Genomic DNA, 17,470 nt, shown 5'->3' on the forward strand with positions numbered 1-17,470 from the left:
GTTGTTTTTCACATTTTAATATAGACTTCACATAATATACTATGATACACATTAAAATGCTTATTTTAAAATTTTAATTGCTTTAGATAACTATACTATTGTCTCTTGGAAATAAATCCGGGTGGATTTCTCTATTATCATAGGGAAGCATATTAATTAAATTTTTATATATTCATATGCTTCTCTATTAAATACATATTATGCTTATCATTCCAATGTAACTACATATTTTTTATATTTACACGGTTCAATTGAAGATATATTATTTATATTAATAATTACCCTATTATTATTCCTACAATCTTCAATTTCTAGAAATCTATTCTTCATATAATCGTGATCTGATATAATTTGCTTAGAATTTTTATTTACAAAATATTCAGTACCACTATTCATAATTATTTTAGAGCTATCCATTTTATAACTTCCTCTCCATTAGACATTCTTTTAATCAATATAAAAAATAAGCACCATATAATTACCAGTACTTATAATTTAATAAACAAGTTAAGAATAATATTCCCTATTTAAGGTTTTTATATTTCATCCAATGCCTAATGGCTACCATTGCCAACACCCCCAGCTTAACAAAGTGGGGGATAAACACTGCTATGCACTATGATCATCTATTTGCAGCAATAAAATGAAGTACCTTATATAGCTCATTTGCGTCTAATTGCCCTGGAGCTGATGCAGCTTTAGCTGATCCAAAAGTAATTGCCGATCCAAAAGTTTCACCTGCTATACGGCTGACAATACCTAACGAACCCATGGACATAGTAATAACTGGAGTTTTACTATGATAACATATCATTTCATTAGTAGCAGTTAATAAATCAAGAACATCTTTGGTGCTGCAAGGCATTACTGCAATTTTAGGTAAATCTGCACCTAGATGCTGCATCTCACACATCTTTTCTATTAATTCATCTTTCTCAGGTGTCATTTGGAAATTATGACTGGACATGATTACTTTTACACCACATTGGTGTATTGTATCTACGATTTCTTTTACTAATTCATTACCTCCAATAGATAATTCAACATCAATGATATCGACGTTTCCGGTAGCCGCAACTGACTTTACAAGTTTTACATAGTATTCTACTGTAATTTCCTTTTCTCCTCCTTCTTTAGCAGTTCTAAAAGTAAATATTATAGGAATATCACCTAAACTTTTTCTAATTTGTGCAAGAATCCTTTTTACTTTTTCAATGCTCTCTACATATTTATAATAGTCAATTCTCCATTCTACCAAATCCAAATTGATTGTTTTCAAATATTCTATTTCCCTTCTAATTTCTTTATCATCAGATCCCATAAAAGGTACAGCAACTTTGGGAATTCCATTTCCCAACTTTACATTCCTTACTTTTACTACATTTCTCATATTCTCCTGCCCTTCTTGCCTTTTATAATTTCTTTTTAAATGAAATGACTATTTATTAATAGTCTATTTATTTTTAACTAATATTTTTTCATAGCAATAAAATGGTTTTTCCTTTCCCAGAAAATTTATTTCCCCAATAAATTCGTACCCGCACTTTTTAAATAATGAATTCATCTTTATATTTATTGAATATGTGTCCGTTTTTAAGTATCTGATATTATTTTTCAAGGCAAATTCTTCAGCAAATTTCAACAATTCAGTACCAATTCCCATTCTTCTATAATTTAAATCAACTGCCATTCTATGGATAATCATGGTACTTTCATTTAATGTCCAATTTAAGCCACCATATTCAGCTGGTTCTATTTTATTAATACATGCAAAACCAGCCAGATTTTCCTTCCTTTCTAATACAAATAAATTTTCTTTTCGAATATCATTTATAAAGTCCTCTTTTCGTGGATAATTCTCATCCCATTGAGTATTGTTGTATGTGCTCATTTCTTCAATGGTCTTCTTTATAATTTTCATTATATTTTCTATATCACTCATACTTGCTTTTCTTATCATATATAATCACTCCTAAAAATTTTTTGCTTTTTTCCAGATACTCTCAATATTTTCTCTCATTTTTTTTACTAATTCATAAGCCGATTTTTTTTCCCTTTCATTGAGATTACAGAAGCAAACCTGAATATATTTATTTTCTTCATCAATAATAACCGGATATATGTTCAGCGCCTTTTTACTTGGATAAAGTCTCCACATCCTTTTATCAACATCATCTCTTTCTCTATTTATATAATCAGCTTCAATGAGTTTTTGTATGGCTTTTGTTGTAGTTGTTTTATCTACTTTTAAAAGATTTGACAAATCCACCTGATTAACTCCAGGATTCTCACATATTCTGGTTAAAAACATAAACTGACCTTTTTGTAGCTTTATCTCTTTAAACTTCACATCGCTCATGAAATGAATACAACGAGATAAAGCTCCTATCTCTCTCAATATATAACTATCTAGGCTAGTTATAATTTTCACCTCCTACAAATATAATTGAACTTTCAACTATATATATGATATCACATATTAGTTGAAAGTTCAATTATATTATTATAAGCTTGCTTACTCATCTACAATTATATTTTTTAAATATCCAGTATCTTATTTTCCTATTATTAAAATAAAAGTATAATAAATATATAAAATATTTTTGTATTTTGCATTCGGACAAATTTATTGTTAAATTTACAAATAAGAAAGGATAATTATTATGGATAATGAAAATGTTAAAGAACAAGTATTAAAAGCATATAGTTTCAGACACGCTTGCAAGGAGTTCGATGGTTCAAAAAAAATTTCAGATGATGATTTCAACTATATTCTTGAAGTAGGTAAATTATCACCTAGTTCTTTTGGATTTATACCATGGAAATTTCTAATACTTCAAAATGCTGAGATAAGACAAAAGATATCACCTGTAAGCTGGGGAGCAGAACTTAAGCTGCCCGATGCAAGCCACTTTATAGTAATATTGTCGAGAAAAACTGCAGACTTGATATATAGCTCCAAATATATATCATATATTATGGAAAATGTTCAAAAATTACCTCAGAATGTAATTGATAAAAGAAAGAAGGGTTACGAAAATTTTCAGAAAAATGATTTTAAATTATTGGAAAATGACAGGGCCATGTTCGACTGGGGATGCAAACAGACTTATATCGCCCTTGGAAATATGATGACGGCTGCCGCGCTTATAGGAATAGATTCCTGTCCTATAGAAGGTTTTAACAGGGATAAAGTAGAAGAAATTTTATCTCAGGAAGGAATACTGGATAGAGAAAAATTCGGAGTTTCCTGCATGGTGGCTTTTGGATATAGGAAAAAAGCACCAAGGCCTAAAACCAGACCATCTTTAGATAAACTAGTTGAATGGATCAGATAATAATTTTTATTGTCTCATTTTAATAAATCAATATCATATAAGCCTGTGAACTGTTAAATTCACAGGCTTTTCCAATGGCAGGGGTAGTAGGCTTCGAACCTACAACCAACGGTTTTGGAGACCGCTACTCTACCAATTGAGCTATACCCCTAAGACGATATTTATTATATAACATAAAATAACAAATTGCAAGTTTTTTATCTCTTGTTTTGTGTCTTGTCTTTATCTTTTATAAATATTTTCCAAGTTATTGATATTGTATTTAAGGGTTTCTTCATAGGTGAAATTGCCATTATAAATCTCTATTTTTACGGCCCTTATATTATAATTTTTCAATACCTGAGCATTATTTTTTAACACGGATTCATCATTATATAAAAATACCATATTGCTGCTTTTTAACCTTTGTTCCAAGTTCTGTTTGGCAATGGGATCTGTGGGAATTATACTACCGCTTTCTCCCGGATTTATTTCTAGAACATTTAAATTATTATACCTTGCAAAATAGCTTAACTGGTCTTCTGCTACAATAAAATTGTAATTGCTCAGCTGATCATCTACAGATTTCAAATTATTTTTATAATCGTCAAGACTTTTTAATGTATCGGAAAAATTTTTCTCATAAATATCCCTATTTTGCGGATCCTTATCTTGAAGTGCATTTTTTATATTCATCAACATTATTCTATAATTATCAATATTGGTAAAATAATATGGATTGTATTTTAAAATTGTATCATTATATTTTACCACCTTGTTATAGTTTGAAAGCTTCACTCCTCTAGAGACATTGGTTACTCCAACTTTATTCTTATTTAATTTATCCACAAAATTATCTATCCAGGGTTCAAAACCTGCTCCTACATAAAAAAAGAGATCTTTTTTAGATATATTATTCACACTATCTTCTGTAAATTTAAAATTTATTTCACTTTGCCTATCATTGAACATGTATTCTACTATATGCCTGTTTTTAACTATAGATTTTACCATATTGTATAAAAGTTTATCTGTGGTTACTATATTTAACTGCATATCTTTTCTCACAGCTAATTTACTAACACCTTCACTTGTATCATTATAACTTTTATTACTGCACGCAGCAAAAAATACTATAAAAAAAAGTATAATTAAGCTCAGTAATTTTTTCAAGTTTTTCACCTTTCTCCCTACATTTTAAAATAAAAATGTATTATACAATTGCCATCGCATATTTATTATCAAGTGATTCTTTGGTACATTGGAGCTTTCTCATAAGAAATGCTTTCCTCCACCAAACCTTTAGAAAGACCTATATGGGGCATAGCAATGCTTATCATCCCCTTTTTATAAAGCTGGGGTGTTAGCAATGGCAGCCATCGGATAAAATAAATAATAACAAATATATTTTACATAAAGTAGTTTAACATTGCAAATTACTTTTATAGTTTTATATGTCATTTTTTATATACTTAATCATAATATGTTTATCAGCTCATTTTATTGTGATAAAATTATATATGTCGTTAATATACCACTAAATGGAGGTTTAACCATGAGAGTTAGTATTGATAAAACAATAAGGGCTATGTCAATAGCTCTTGATTTAGCCCAGATAAGTTCCAAATACAACGATTTTCCCGGGAATGATCCTATTATTGAGAATATAACCAATGTAAATTATTCAGACCATAAATTTATGCATCATTCTCAAAGGACTACGTATATATCACTGGAAATTGCTAATCATTTAAACCTAGACGAAAACTGTAAATACAGAATTTATATATCAGCACTGCTACACGATATAGGAGCATCAAATTTTCTTTCTAAAAGCCATTCTGCAGATCTCTTTATAAAAGAGCACTGTGAAATTGGTGCTAGGATAACTAATCATTTTCCTTTATTCGATAATCTATCCAATATAATATTGTACCATCATGAAAATTTTAATGGCAGTGGACCTATGAGATTATCAAAAAATGAAATCCCCATAGAAAGTCAAATAATAAGGATTTCCGATTTAATAGAAATATTGTATAATGAAAGTTTGTCTAACTTTGAGCAAAAGGATAATATTATAAAATGGGTTAAAAATAATTGTAATAAAATTTTTTCCGAGACAATTGTAAATGCCTTTTTAAAAAGTGCAATGCATGATATGTTTTGGCTCAATCTTCAGAATATATCTTTTGCTAGCTTTATATTAGATAAAATGCACCCTAATTTAAAAATGTTTATGGGTATAGAAGAATTTGAGGATATATCTATTATATTTGCAAATATAATAGATAATAAGAGTAAATTTACTGCAACTCACTCCAAAGGCATAGCAAACTTGGCCTATGTAGTTTCAAATCATATTGGATATTCTGAAGAAAAATGTCGTGAGATGAAAATTGCAGGTCTTCTTCACGATATAGGGAAATTAGCTATTCCTCTTTATATATTAGATAAAAATGATTCTTTGACAGATGAAGAATTTAATATAATAAAATCCCATGTTTATTATACTAAAATAATTCTGGATAAAATAGATGGCATACCAAATATAAGTGAATGGGCATCAAATCATCATGAAAAATTAAATGGTAAAGGATATCCTCGTGGCTTAAAAGCAGAAGATCTCTCCGAAGAATCTAGAATTATGGCAGTATGTGATATATATCAAGCACTTACAGAAGATAGACCTTATAGAAAAGGCCTCTGCACTGAAAAGACTTTTAATATAATGGATAACATGGTATCTCAAAATTTTATATGTGCCAATGCATTAAATTATTTAAAAGAAGTTGTATCTGCTTTTTCAGGTTCTTCTAAAAAATATATAGCTGCTTCCTATAATAGAAATAAAATATGAGATACTAACATTTGCTGTTTTAATACCATACCATAAAATATCTGGGAGATGAAGTAATTGGAATATATTTTAGACAGTGTCAAAGATACCATTGATTTAGGTAAAAAATTAGGAAGTATGTTAAATGCCGGTGATATAATTTGTCTTACAGGTGACCTTGGTACGGGTAAAACCTATTTTACCAAAGGCATTGCAGAAGGTCTTAAAATAGATGATCCTATAACAAGCCCTACTTTTACAATAGTAAATGAATACGAGGGCAGGTTAAAGCTCTTTCACTTTGATGTATACAGGGTTAATGATATAGACGAAATAGCAGCAATAGGTTTTGATGAATATATCTTCAGCGATGCTGTAAGTGTCATAGAATGGGCTGATTATATAAAAGAACTAATACCAAAGGAGTGTATATGGATAAATATTTATAAAATTCCCCAAAAAGGTCCTGATTTTAGAAAAATAATAATAAAATATCATGGCAATAGATATGATTATATAAAGGAGTTAAAATAGAAATATGAAAATTTTAAGTTTGGATTCTTCTACTGAATCGGCAACATGTGCTATATTAGATGAATATAAATTATTTGGTGAAATTACTTTCAATTACAAAAAACAACATTCTACAGTTCTAATGCCTATAATAGATAAACTTTTAAAAGATCTAAATATAGATATCAACTCTTTAGATGGATTTGTTGTTTCCAAGGGCCCTGGTTCTTTTACAGGTCTTAGAATAGGAGCTGCTGTAATCAAAGGATTAAGTCAGGGTACCGGAAAGCCTTTTATAGGAGTATCCTCTCTGGATGCCCTGGCTTACAATTTATGCTATACTCCCGGAATTATATGTCCCATATTGGATGCTCTTAGAGGGAATGTATATACTGCACTTTATAATTTTAAAAATGATAATTTAAATATTACAAGCAAATATATGATTATTCCCATTGATGATTTAATTGAACTATTAAATCATCATAATAAACCTGTATATTTTCTAGGAGATGCTGTGCCAAAATTTAAGGAGAAGCTGATGTCGAAAATAAAAGACGTTCATTTTGCGCCTATACACTTAAACGTAGTAAAAGCTTCCTCATTAGGTGAATTGGGATTAAAGCTCCTGGATTCTGGTTTCAAAGATGATCTGTATGAATTTGCCCCTGTCTATTTGAGAAAATCTCAAGCAGAAAGAGAATATGAAAAAAAATTGGAGTCCTATAAAAATGATTGATATAGAAATATGTCCTTTAAAATCAGAACATATTGACAGCGTATTTGCAATAAATAATCTGTGTTTTACTATACCCTGGTCCAGAGAATCCATTGAGAAAGAAATTGAAAATAATACTCTTGCAAAATATGTAGTTGCCAAAAAATCCGGTATAGTAATGGGATATGCAGGCATGTGGCGCATATTGGATGAAGGACATATAACAAATATAGCAGTTCATCCTGAATACAGGGGGATAGGTACCGGAAGTCTTCTTTTGGAAGCACTTATAGAAATATGTAAAATTGAATTTATAACCAGTATGACTTTAGAAGTTAGAAAATCTAACTTGATTGCTCAAAATCTTTACAAAAAGTATGGATTCGTAGAAGAAGGTATAAGGAAAGAATATTATGCAGATAATAAAGAAGATGCTCTAATAATGTGGAAATATGACATTTGAACTATATGGGATTTAAAATAATTAAATAAATAGAAGCTGTTTTATATACCACTTTGGGTATATAAAACAGCTTCTATTTATTTAATCACAATTCGATTATAATTTTTCTTACCCCTTCTTACAAGCATATAACTATTTTTAAAGTCACTTTCTGTAACTATAAAATTGGGATCTGAAACCTTTTTATCATTTACAGTTAGACCATTCTGATTTATAAGTCTTCTAGCCTCGCTCTTGGATGACAGTATATGTAAATTGACTAAAAGTTCAACTATAGAGCATCCTAAGGAACTTTTATTTATTTCTACTGTAGGTACACTGCTCATATCCTGCCCGCCAACAAACAAAGCCTCTGCAGCTTCTCTTGCTTTTTCAGCCTCATCCTGCCCATGTACAATTTTAGTTATTTCATAAGCTAGTATCCTTTTAGCCTCATTTATCTTCTCTCCTGGAAGTGATCCAAGTCTTTTCACTTCATCCATTGGAAGAAAAGTTAAAAGCGCCAGACATTTTTCCACATCAGCATCATCTACATTTCTCCAATACTGATAGAAATCATAAGGTGATGTTTTTTCTTTATCCAGCCATATAGCTCCGCCTTCAGTTTTTCCCATCTTTTTACCATCACTTTTAGTTAGAAGAGTAAAAGTCATTCCAAAAGCAGGTCTTTTTTCTTTTCTTCTAATCAGATCCACTCCTGCAATTATATTTGACCACTGATCATCTCCTCCAAATTGGAGTACACAGTTATATCTTCTGTTCAATTCTAAAAAATCATAAGCCTGCATTAACATATAATTGAATTCAAGAAAGGATAATCCTTTTTCAAGTCTCTGTTTAAAACATTCTGCTGTAAGCATCTTGTTTACAGAAAAGTGAACTCCTACCTCTCTTAGAAATTCAACATAATTCAAATTCAACAACCATTTGGCATTGTTCTCTATTATGGCCTTTCCATTATCAAGATCTATAAGTTTTGAAAATTGTTTTTTAAAACAATCCACATTGTGCTGTATTTGTTCCGGAGTCAGCATTTTTCTCATATCGGTTTTCCCAGTTGGGTCGCCAACCATACCTGTGCCACCGCCCAGCAATGCTATAGGTCTATGACCAGCTTTCTGCATATGACTCATAACCATCATCTGTAAAAAATGTCCTACATGAAGGCTATCTGCAGTCGGATCAAATCCTATATAAAATGTTACCTTTTCTTTTCCTAATAATTCTCTTATCTCTTCTTCATGAGTAGTTTGTTTTATGTAACCACGCTCTAATAATATGTCATAAACATTAGTCAATCCAAATCCCTACCTTTCAAATAATCAGTACAGTTACTATAATTTATAGTATATCTTTAAAAATCATCTTTTTCAATATTGTACCCATATATTATCAAGATATAAATCTTATAACAATAATTATATTGCAGAAATAAAATATTAAGACCGGAAAGGTTTCCAGTCTTAACTATATAAAAGATAAAATTGTTTTCTCATCAATAATGCAGCTATAACTATGCTACATACTTCATAATAAATTCAGGTATTTTTTCTTCCTCTTCATTTATGCTTATATAAAAATTCACTCTGTATTCTACTGACAACTTTTCAATATCATAAAACAAATGCGACATATCTTTAAGATTCCCATCTATAATATTGAACAATCCATCAATAAAAATTGTATCAATATCATAATCCTCTGAAAGTATGCCGCACAAAAAACCATAAAAGGTTTCCATCTTTTTTAAATTAAAATCGCTTGTAGCTATAAACCTTATTTCCCTATTCAGCTGACATAACGGTCGCTTATCATCATCTACATAAACAATATGACCCCTTCCTATCATTGCCTTTTCATTGGCCAAACTAATCAACTTTTTAGTTTTTCCTGAACCTCTTTTGCTGCAAAATACATGAATCATCTTTATCACCCCTTAATTTGATATTTAGATGCCATCCTTATAATTAGATTATATAATGTTCAGAATATTTTTTCAACAGTTCCATATATAATTTATTATAAAAATTACTACATATTTTTACATTATCAGATCAGTATTATCATTTAAAATTTTTAATGCCAGGATAAACCACCTTGAAATCATGGTCTTTTATGGAATTTACAAATTTAACTCTTCCCTTATTTTTAAATTCCTTTCGCATCCTGTTAAAACCAGACGCAATGCTCAGAGATCTTTCCCAGGTATCTAGAGCTATTATCTTCTCGTATATCCACATGTTTCTATTTATATAATTATAAAAATTTGTATTCTTTCTATTTATTAAAATACCAGGACTAGTTATCACTATGCTGTTATACCCCAATACAATCTCTATTCCTCTAGAGAAATCTGAATAATCCCTATATACTATAGCTTCTCTTATTCCTTCATTCACCACTTCTACAGGATATGATTTTATAGTTATAACATTTCTAATTATCTTCTCTGCCTCATCCATCATAGAAATCAAATCTCCTTGAATTATACTAACAGGTTTTGAATTTCTATTAATCTTATTAACTATTTTTATCATATTGTGTGGAATACATACATTATTGATTTTAGAAAAAACCAACAACCCGCCTAAAGTGCCCATATATCGTCCGGAATTCTTATCCATATATATTATTGAAGCATTTTCCATTAACTCTACTCTATTTTCATCAGTAATATCTATCCCCTGTGATAGAAAATATCTTCTTACTATACCGTCATCTATACAATTCAAATCACTATGGGGTATGGGGCACAATTCCACATTTATACTTAAATTCTCCTGAAGAGCAGAAATTATCTCCTGTTTACGCATAGTATCGTTGGTTGATCCTCTTCTTATATAAAAGGCCCCATTATCCCGCATCTGATAAGGTCTTTGAGGGCTGTCATATATATTTATGATAGCTATATTTTTCCCGTTATACTGTAAAATTTCAAGTGAAACAGGTATTGGAGGATCAATTCTGGAACTAACTATCTGTTGTATTTTTTCTTCACTAAAATTTATTTCACTAATACCAAGTACTTTCTTACTCTTATCTTCAATTCCTATTATTAAATAGCCCCTACCCCCTCTGGAATTAGCTATAGCACATATATCCTTGGCCAGCTCCTTTCTTCCACTATCATTTTCAATATTCATACATTGTTTAAAATCTAATTTAGGCCCTTCTATTCTTTTCAATAGATTGAGAAACTTTTTTATATTCATAAAGATAACCTCAACTTTATTATACACATGATTTTTGTCTTTTATTACATACTACTTTTATTAAAATTCCATAATTAATCTATATAAATTAATTATACTCTATTCCCACTGCTAATTGACATATTTTAATTTATCCATATTTTACCTTAATTTATTAATAAAATCTGAAATAATACTCACCGCTATATCCGTTGTATTTTAGTGATACCAATGAATCTAGAAAAGCAATATTTTTCTAAAACATTGCTTTTTTATTAGAATATGGTATAATAAATCTAGAGTTTTACTCTAATTATAATATTTATGTATATTAGGTCAAATTTTTTCAAGGTACTATATTCTCCTTAACCCTAGGAGGTAGATTATCAAGAATAAAATTAGTCCTGGTTAAGGAGGTTTATTTAAATGGCAGATAAGACAATTGTGTGTAAGGATTGCGGAAAAGAATTTGTATTTACTGAAGGTGAACAAGAATTTTATAAAGAAAAAGGATTTGAAAACGACCCTGTAAGATGTCCAGAGTGCAGGAAAAAGAGAAAGTCTGAAAAGAACAGGATGAGAAGATAGAAATAAAGAGAGAGGATTTGCCTCTCTTTTGCCTATTATACAAATTATAGGACTGATAAAGGTCATATAAAGTTTTTAACTTTGTATGACCTTATTTTACATGAACATTTATACAATCACCTGACTAAATTGGCTTTTTTTAAGACTTTTGCCAGAGGAAGTGCTATAGCTATTCCAACAATACTCTGTGCAATATTCCCCGGAATTTCTGCTACTGATAAAACAAATGCCTGTGAGAAATTTATATTGGTTACATAATGCATCATTAAAACTCCAGCCATATAATATCCAGCTATCATCCAAATACAAGCTATAATAAATGCTAACACATTATTCCACAGCTTTTCTCCATTATATTCTCCCCTATAAGCAATGGTGGCTGCAATCCATGCCATAATACCCTTTATAAAAAATGTAAAAGGTGCCCAGATGGCATAAGGTGAAAGAATGTCAAATAAGCTCATTCCTATGGCAGCTGATAAGAAACCTTTTTTTCTTCCCAACAGCACAGCTGCTAAAAGTACCATGCTGTCCCCAAGATGTACAACTCCTTTAAACACAACCCCTGTTGGTATGTTAATTACAGATGTAGCAATATAGGTTACCGCAGCCATAAGTGCTACTTGAATCATATCCCGAACTTTTAAATCGCTAATACTTAATTTTTTTTGTTCCATTACGGTCAATCCCCTCTTTAATTATAAGTTAGTACTATTATATTTATATTTGTAAAAAAGTCAAAATGTATGGGTACATTTTGGCTTTTAATAACTTTGTCTCATAAGGGTAATACTATTTATAGATAAAGTGATTCTTAGTTTCAGGTGGAGTTTGCCCATAAGGAATACTTTTGATAAATAAATTTAAAAGGAGAAAATGATGATATTTTTCAAATGGCTCTGCAGCCTTATATTGATATTTTTTTTAATTGCATTAATAGTAAAAACAGGAGGATTATCCATAAATATTTTACTTTTAGTGTGTATTTCCGTTTTTATAATAGATATATTGGTTATTAGAAAAAAACATGTATAATCTTACAATTTTTTAAATTTTTTCATTCATTTCCTTATGTATTTTAAAAATCAAATTGTCCTTAAATATTTTGTATACTTACTGTTTTACTCGTGATATAATTTATTTTGTACATAGGGAGGTTATAATTTTATGCAGAAACTTGTAGAAAAAAATATAGGGGAAACAATAAAATATATAGGGGCAGAACTTTGGGAATTGCTAAACAAATATTATTTTGTGCTTATAGGTTTGTTTTTTTTACATAGGGCTCTACACCTGGTACCTTATTTGTCCATTAGCTTAACTAGTAAGATATATATGTTTATGCTTGTTTTAATATGTTTTACTGCTTATTCAGATATTAGACAAGATATTAAATTAATTCCATTCTTACTGCTATGTTCTGTTTTTTTCTTGTTTATATTTTATATAAATGAACATGGATACGAATTTTGGGGAAAGATGTTGAGATGGCAAATAAGCAAGAGTGTAATAGTGAACTTGAATCCTATTTTCAGCAAAATACCCTTTAATGATGGCAGTTTTGCAAGAATATACAAGTCAGAAACTTTAACCTGGTTTTTTAGAATGGTATATAATAATGGTTTTGTACTGCCTGTTCTATTCGCAATATACAGATCCGCCCTGATTAAGGATTTTAAGAAAATGCTTCAATATACACTATCTGCTCATATTTTACAAATATTTTTAATAACTCCATTTTATCTTACTTTTCATCTTCAGGAAGTATGGTATGTACTTGGACAACCTGATGGATTGGCTAGACACTTAGGTCCTCAAGCTGCTGCTGGTATTACGCTCAATTGTTTTCCATCTATGCACACATCCATATGTTTTGCCATGTTTCTGCTAGCACTTAGAGAGCGTAATAGAATATTCAAATTCGTATTTGGCTTTTTCTGCCTAAGTGTAATATATTCAACTTTATATCTTGAAATTCACTGGGTACTAGATGTAATCGCTGGAATGATTTTGGCATATGTAACTGTAAAATTATCAGATTTTATATTGGACAAGTCTAAAATATTACTTGAAAAACCATTAAATGCATTCTATTATAAAAAAAGCAAACCCATTTACGTTAAAAATTATTATTTATATACTATGAAAAACTAATTTATTTTAAAAACATACAAGCCTTAAGTATTTCACTTAGGGCCTTTTATTTTCACTATGTCAAATGGCATTGACATTAATATATAATAAAGTTAAAATCAGTAATGAAACTAATAAAGAATAGGAGAGAAAAGGTAGTGGCAGACTTAAGAAAAGAGATAGAGAAAAGAAGAACCTTTGCGATAATATCTCATCCAGATGCAGGTAAAACAACCCTTACCGAAAAGTTATTGTTATATGGCGGCGCCATAAGACTTGCAGGTTCAGTTAAAGCTAGAAAAGCTTCAAAGCATGCAGTATCCGATTGGATGGAAATAGAAAAGCAAAGGGGTATTTCTGTAACCTCATCAGTAATGCAATTCAATTATGATAATTACTGTATAAATATATTAGATACACCAGGTCATCAGGATTTCAGCGAAGATACATATAGAACTTTAATGGCAGCAGACAGTGCTGTAATGGTTATTGACGCCGCAAAAGGAGTTGAGGCCCAGACAAAAAAACTCTTTAATGTGTGCAGTTTAAGAGGTATACCCATATTTACATTTATAAATAAGATGGATAGAGAAAGCAAGGATCCTTTTGAATTAATGGAAGATATAGAAAATGTTCTTGGCATAAAGTCCTACCCCATAAACTGGCCTATAGGATCTGGCAAGGATTTTAAAGGTGTATATGACAGGAAAAGAAACTTAATAGAAGTTTTCAATGGCGGCAACCATGGCCAGACTGCGGTAGCATCTGTAGAAGGCACTGTAGATGATGCTGTATTCAAGGATTTACTTGGGGAACCTCTTCACCAAAAACTTCAGGAGGACATAGAGCTTTTAGATATAGCAGGAGATAAATTCAATGCCAAAGAGGTTAGAAATGGTTTATTGACGCCGGTGTTTTTTGGAAGTGCCCTTACAAATTTTGGTGTAGAGCCTTTTTTAAAGGAATTTTTAAGTTTAACGACAGCACCATTGCCAAGAAGATCTGATATTGGGGAAATAGATGCTTTTGATCCCAAATTTTCAGCCTTTATATTTAAAATACAGGCAAACATGAATCCATCACATAGAGATAGAATTGCATTTATGAGAATATGTTCAGGTAAATTTAAAAAGGGAATGGAAGTATTCCACATGCAGGGAAAAAGCAAGGTTAAACTCTCCCAGCCACAACAATTTTTAGCCCAAGATAGAGAAATAGTTGAAGAGGCCTATGCAGGAGATATAATAGGAGTATTTGATCCAGGCATTTACAGTATAGGAGATACTCTCTGCTCTCCCGATAAAAAGTTCAAATTTGAAAGTATTCCTATTTTTGCACCTGAACATTTTGCTAGAGTTAAAACCATAGACACAATGAAGCGAAAACAATTCATAAAGGGAATAAGTGAAATTTCTGAAGAAGGTGCAATTCAAGTATTTAAAGAATTAAATATAGGTATTGAAGAAATCATTATAGGAGTAGTTGGCCTGCTTCAATTTGAAGTGTTGGAATACAGAATGAAAAGTGAATATAATGTAGATATAAAAATAGATGTGTTACCTTACAGAGCTATAAGATGGATAGAAAATTCCAATGTAAGATTAGATGATTTGGTTTTAACAAGTGACACAAAAAAAGTAAAAGATTTAAAAGGAAGAGATATATTGATATTTCAAAGCGAATGGACCATCAGCTGGGCATTAGAACATAATAAGGGCCTTGAATTGTCAGACATCGGAAAAACAGAATAATAATTGAGGGCAAATTAACAGTTTTAATTTGCCCTCAATTATTCTAATGAATAAAATTCAAAAGTTTCCTTTATAAAGATTTTTTTACCTTGAAACGGGTATAAATCCTATTTTCTTCTGCATCTTTCGCAGAATTTTATTAGATACATAGTAGGCCTTTTCTGCTCCTTTTTTATATATATCCTCCAAATATTTTTTATCTCCAAGTAATTCATTTACCTTATTTTGTATTGGCGTAAGTTCTTTTATTATAGCTTCTGCTGTATCATTTTTAAATTCAGCATATCCTTTATTTTCATACTTACTTTCTATTGTTTCATGACTCATACCTGTAATGGCACTTAATATATTCATGAGATTTTTTATTCCAGGCTGATCATCGGCATACCTCACCTTACCCAAACTGTCGGTAACACATCTGTTTATCTTTTTTCTTATGACCTCAGGATTATCCATAATCAGTATATAACTGTTGGGATTATTTGATGACTTAGACATTTTTTTCGTAGGATCCTGCAAATCCATTATCTTGGCTCCATCTTCTGGTATATATCCTTCAGGCAAAGTAAACGTAGGACTATAGGCATTATTAAACCTTTCAGCTATATCTCTTGTAATTTCAATATGTTGAGTCTGATCTTTTCCTACAGGCACAAGATCTGTATTATAGAGTAATATATCCGCAGCCATCAGTACAGGATAATTAAGAAGTCCAGCACTTACAGTTCCTCCTTCAGCTCCATACTTTTTAGATTTACTTTTATACTGAGTCATTCTTTCAAGCTCTCCTACATAGGTAAAACAGTTTAAAAGCCATGCTGCTTCACTGTGAGTGGGAACATGAGATTGAATAAATATGGTGTTTTTTTCTGGATCTATGCCTGCAGCTAAATATATAGCTAATACTTCAAGAGTCCTTCTTCTCAAATCCTTTGGCTCCTGCCTTACAGTTATAGCATGCAGATCCACTACGCAAAAATAACAATCATATTTATCTTGAAGCTTTACCCAATTCTTTAAAGCTCCAAAATAATTTCCTATAGTTAAGTTCCCCGAAGGCTGAATTCCGCTAAATATTACTTTTTTCTTATCTTCCATGATTTTATTACCTCCAACACTGTAACATTTTTATTGATAAAAAAACCCTATAATATAAAATTATAGGGCGTTATTAACGCTGTACCACCTAAATTCAAAAAGATTAAAAAACAATCTTCCCCTTTAAATAGATCACAGAATCCTATCTTGTAACGTAAGAATTACGGTTAAAACTACTAATTTAATTCATTTTACTCCTCCAGAACCCATTCAATTGAAACATGATTATTGTACTTTCACCACATACAACTCGCTTAAAATCTGTTTTTAAATTTACTTGCTTTCTTTCAAAGGATTTAAGTTATATTATATATTCTACTATAAATATTCAAAAAATACTATGTATATTTATTTTATTTTCAATAACCTCCCTGATTTTTACAGGGAGGTTATAATTAACACAAAATATTATTTCTTCCACAGTCCATGTAAATTACAATATTCTCTTGCCATTACCACTTTTTCATCTAATTTAAATGTAGCTTCTGGCTTTTCGCCCGGTTTCAGGTACTTTCTATAAATTTTATTTTCAGTGTGAACTTCAATCCATTGAATATAGTGCTCTGGTGTCATTGGATGCTCCACTGCACCAACTTTAACCACTACTCCACCATCTATTTTTTCAACTACAGGAACATGTTTTTCAACAGCAGCATCTACAGTATTTTCCTCCATCAACTTCATAGGTTTACCACAGCAGACTAAAACTCCGCCACCTTTATAAAGAACCTCAACTATATTACCGCATACTTCGCACTTATAAACTTGTTTAACTTCTATCATAATTTATTCCTCCTCATACTATTGCATGGATAATACTTCTACATTTGCAATATAAAATCCTCCTGAAACCCAGCAT

Annotated in this window: 19 protein-coding genes, 1 tRNA gene and 1 other annotated feature; of the genes, 8 read left to right on the forward strand and 12 right to left on the reverse strand. The window is 30.5% G+C overall.

What is annotated here, in order from left to right:
* Positions 1–207: 207 nt before the first annotated feature.
* The 4 genes from AB8U03_RS06300 to AB8U03_RS06315 form a co-directional block, all read right to left on the reverse strand.
* The gene (locus AB8U03_RS06300; RefSeq protein ID WP_369703694.1) at positions 208–417 is read right to left on the reverse strand and encodes a hypothetical protein; all 210 of its coding nucleotides are present in this window, start codon (positions 415–417) and stop codon (positions 208–210) included.
* 205 nt (positions 418–622) lie between these two features.
* Positions 623–1,390, reverse strand: coding sequence for a type I 3-dehydroquinate dehydratase (gene aroD / locus AB8U03_RS06305; RefSeq protein WP_369703695.1), 768 nt, complete (start codon positions 1,388–1,390; stop codon positions 623–625).
* Between the two features lie 63 nt (positions 1,391–1,453).
* Positions 1,454–1,960, reverse strand: a complete 507-nt coding sequence (locus tag AB8U03_RS06310) for a GNAT family N-acetyltransferase (RefSeq protein WP_369703696.1) — start codon at positions 1,958–1,960, stop codon at positions 1,454–1,456.
* Positions 1,961–1,972: 12 nt separating this feature from the next.
* Complete coding sequence (locus AB8U03_RS06315) at positions 1,973–2,359, reverse strand: MarR family winged helix-turn-helix transcriptional regulator (RefSeq protein WP_369703697.1); 387 nt, start codon at positions 2,357–2,359, stop codon at positions 1,973–1,975.
* A gap of 304 nt (positions 2,360–2,663) precedes the next feature.
* On the opposite strand from AB8U03_RS06315, the gene AB8U03_RS06320 reads away from it, so the two are divergent.
* The gene (locus AB8U03_RS06320; protein WP_369703698.1) at positions 2,664–3,338 is read left to right on the forward strand and encodes an NAD(P)H-dependent oxidoreductase; all 675 of its coding nucleotides are present in this window, start codon (positions 2,664–2,666) and stop codon (positions 3,336–3,338) included.
* A gap of 75 nt (positions 3,339–3,413) precedes the next feature.
* Here the strand turns inward: AB8U03_RS06320 and AB8U03_RS06325 are convergent.
* Both AB8U03_RS06325 and AB8U03_RS06330 read right to left on the reverse strand, forming a co-directional pair.
* A tRNA-Trp gene (locus tag AB8U03_RS06325) sits at positions 3,414–3,489 on the reverse strand.
* A gap of 71 nt (positions 3,490–3,560) precedes the next feature.
* On the reverse strand, positions 3,561–4,499 hold the full coding sequence (locus AB8U03_RS06330) for a metal ABC transporter substrate-binding protein (protein WP_369703699.1): 939 nt from the start codon (positions 4,497–4,499) through the stop codon (positions 3,561–3,563).
* Between the two features lie 373 nt (positions 4,500–4,872).
* Here AB8U03_RS06330 and AB8U03_RS06335 point away from each other — a divergent pair, with 373 nt between their 5' ends.
* Genes AB8U03_RS06335 through rimI form a run of 4 tightly spaced genes read left to right on the forward strand, consistent with a single transcriptional unit; the run spans position 4,873 to position 7,850 of the window.
* Positions 4,873–6,177: an HD domain-containing phosphohydrolase gene (locus AB8U03_RS06335; protein ID WP_369703700.1), complete on the forward strand. Its 1,305-nt coding sequence runs from the start codon at positions 4,873–4,875 to the stop codon at positions 6,175–6,177.
* Between the two features lie 57 nt (positions 6,178–6,234).
* The gene (gene tsaE, locus AB8U03_RS06340) at positions 6,235–6,690 is read left to right on the forward strand and encodes a tRNA (adenosine(37)-N6)-threonylcarbamoyltransferase complex ATPase subunit type 1 TsaE (RefSeq protein WP_369703701.1); all 456 of its coding nucleotides are present in this window, start codon (positions 6,235–6,237) and stop codon (positions 6,688–6,690) included.
* 4 nt (positions 6,691–6,694) lie between these two features.
* On the forward strand, positions 6,695–7,408 hold the full coding sequence (gene tsaB, locus AB8U03_RS06345; protein WP_369703702.1) for a tRNA (adenosine(37)-N6)-threonylcarbamoyltransferase complex dimerization subunit type 1 TsaB: 714 nt from the start codon (positions 6,695–6,697) through the stop codon (positions 7,406–7,408).
* Positions 7,401–7,850, forward strand: coding sequence for a ribosomal protein S18-alanine N-acetyltransferase (gene rimI, locus AB8U03_RS06350; protein ID WP_369703703.1), 450 nt, complete (start codon positions 7,401–7,403; stop codon positions 7,848–7,850). The genes tsaB and rimI overlap by 8 nt, the downstream gene beginning before the upstream one ends.
* 77 nt (positions 7,851–7,927) lie before the next feature.
* Here rimI and tyrS read toward each other — a convergent pair whose 3' ends face one another.
* The 3 genes from tyrS to AB8U03_RS06365 all read right to left on the reverse strand — a co-directional run bounded on the left by tyrS (position 7,928) and on the right by AB8U03_RS06365 (position 11,062).
* Positions 7,928–9,148, reverse strand: coding sequence for a tyrosine--tRNA ligase (gene tyrS / locus AB8U03_RS06355; RefSeq protein ID WP_369703704.1), 1,221 nt, complete (start codon positions 9,146–9,148; stop codon positions 7,928–7,930).
* 215 nt (positions 9,149–9,363) lie between these two features.
* Positions 9,364–9,774, reverse strand: coding sequence for a hypothetical protein (locus tag AB8U03_RS06360; RefSeq protein WP_369703705.1), 411 nt, complete (start codon positions 9,772–9,774; stop codon positions 9,364–9,366).
* A gap of 139 nt (positions 9,775–9,913) precedes the next feature.
* On the reverse strand, positions 9,914–11,062 hold the full coding sequence (locus AB8U03_RS06365) for an AlbA family DNA-binding domain-containing protein (protein ID WP_369703706.1): 1,149 nt from the start codon (positions 11,060–11,062) through the stop codon (positions 9,914–9,916).
* Between the two features lie 405 nt (positions 11,063–11,467).
* On the opposite strand from AB8U03_RS06365, the gene AB8U03_RS06370 reads away from it, so the two are divergent.
* Positions 11,468–11,629 (forward strand): zinc-ribbon domain-containing protein, encoded by a 162-nt coding sequence (locus AB8U03_RS06370; RefSeq protein WP_369703707.1) that lies wholly within the window; start codon positions 11,468–11,470, stop codon positions 11,627–11,629.
* Positions 11,630–11,745: 116 nt separating this feature from the next.
* On the opposite strand, the gene AB8U03_RS06375 is transcribed toward AB8U03_RS06370, so the two are convergent.
* The gene (locus AB8U03_RS06375; RefSeq protein WP_369703708.1) at positions 11,746–12,306 is read right to left on the reverse strand and encodes an ECF transporter S component; all 561 of its coding nucleotides are present in this window, start codon (positions 12,304–12,306) and stop codon (positions 11,746–11,748) included.
* A gap of 490 nt (positions 12,307–12,796) precedes the next feature.
* Here AB8U03_RS06375 and AB8U03_RS06380 point away from each other — a divergent pair, with 490 nt between their 5' ends.
* Together AB8U03_RS06380 and AB8U03_RS06385 are read left to right on the forward strand one after the other, a co-directional pair.
* Positions 12,797–13,783, forward strand: a complete 987-nt coding sequence (locus AB8U03_RS06380; protein WP_369703709.1) for a phosphatase PAP2 family protein — start codon at positions 12,797–12,799, stop codon at positions 13,781–13,783.
* Between the two features lie 137 nt (positions 13,784–13,920).
* Positions 13,921–15,513 carry a peptide chain release factor 3 gene (locus AB8U03_RS06385; protein ID WP_369703710.1) on the forward strand — a complete coding sequence of 531 codons (1,593 nt, stop codon included), beginning with the start codon at positions 13,921–13,923 and terminating at the stop codon, positions 15,511–15,513.
* Positions 15,514–15,597: 84 nt separating this feature from the next.
* Here AB8U03_RS06385 and trpS read toward each other — a convergent pair whose 3' ends face one another.
* Both trpS and AB8U03_RS06395 read right to left on the reverse strand, forming a co-directional pair.
* On the reverse strand, positions 15,598–16,611 hold the full coding sequence (gene trpS, locus AB8U03_RS06390) for a tryptophan--tRNA ligase (RefSeq protein ID WP_369703711.1): 1,014 nt from the start codon (positions 16,609–16,611) through the stop codon (positions 15,598–15,600).
* Positions 16,612–16,671: 60 nt separating this feature from the next.
* Positions 16,672–16,911, reverse strand: a binding site (T-box leader).
* Positions 16,912–17,019: 108 nt separating this feature from the next.
* Entirely contained in the window at positions 17,020–17,394 is a 375-nt protein-coding gene (locus tag AB8U03_RS06395; protein ID WP_369703712.1) for a desulfoferrodoxin, read from the reverse strand.
* Positions 17,395–17,470: the final 76 nt, after the last annotated feature.

This window comes from Clostridium moutaii, from assembly GCF_041205085.1.
GTDB lineage: Bacteria > Bacillota > Clostridia > Clostridiales > Clostridiaceae > Clostridium_B > Clostridium_B moutaii.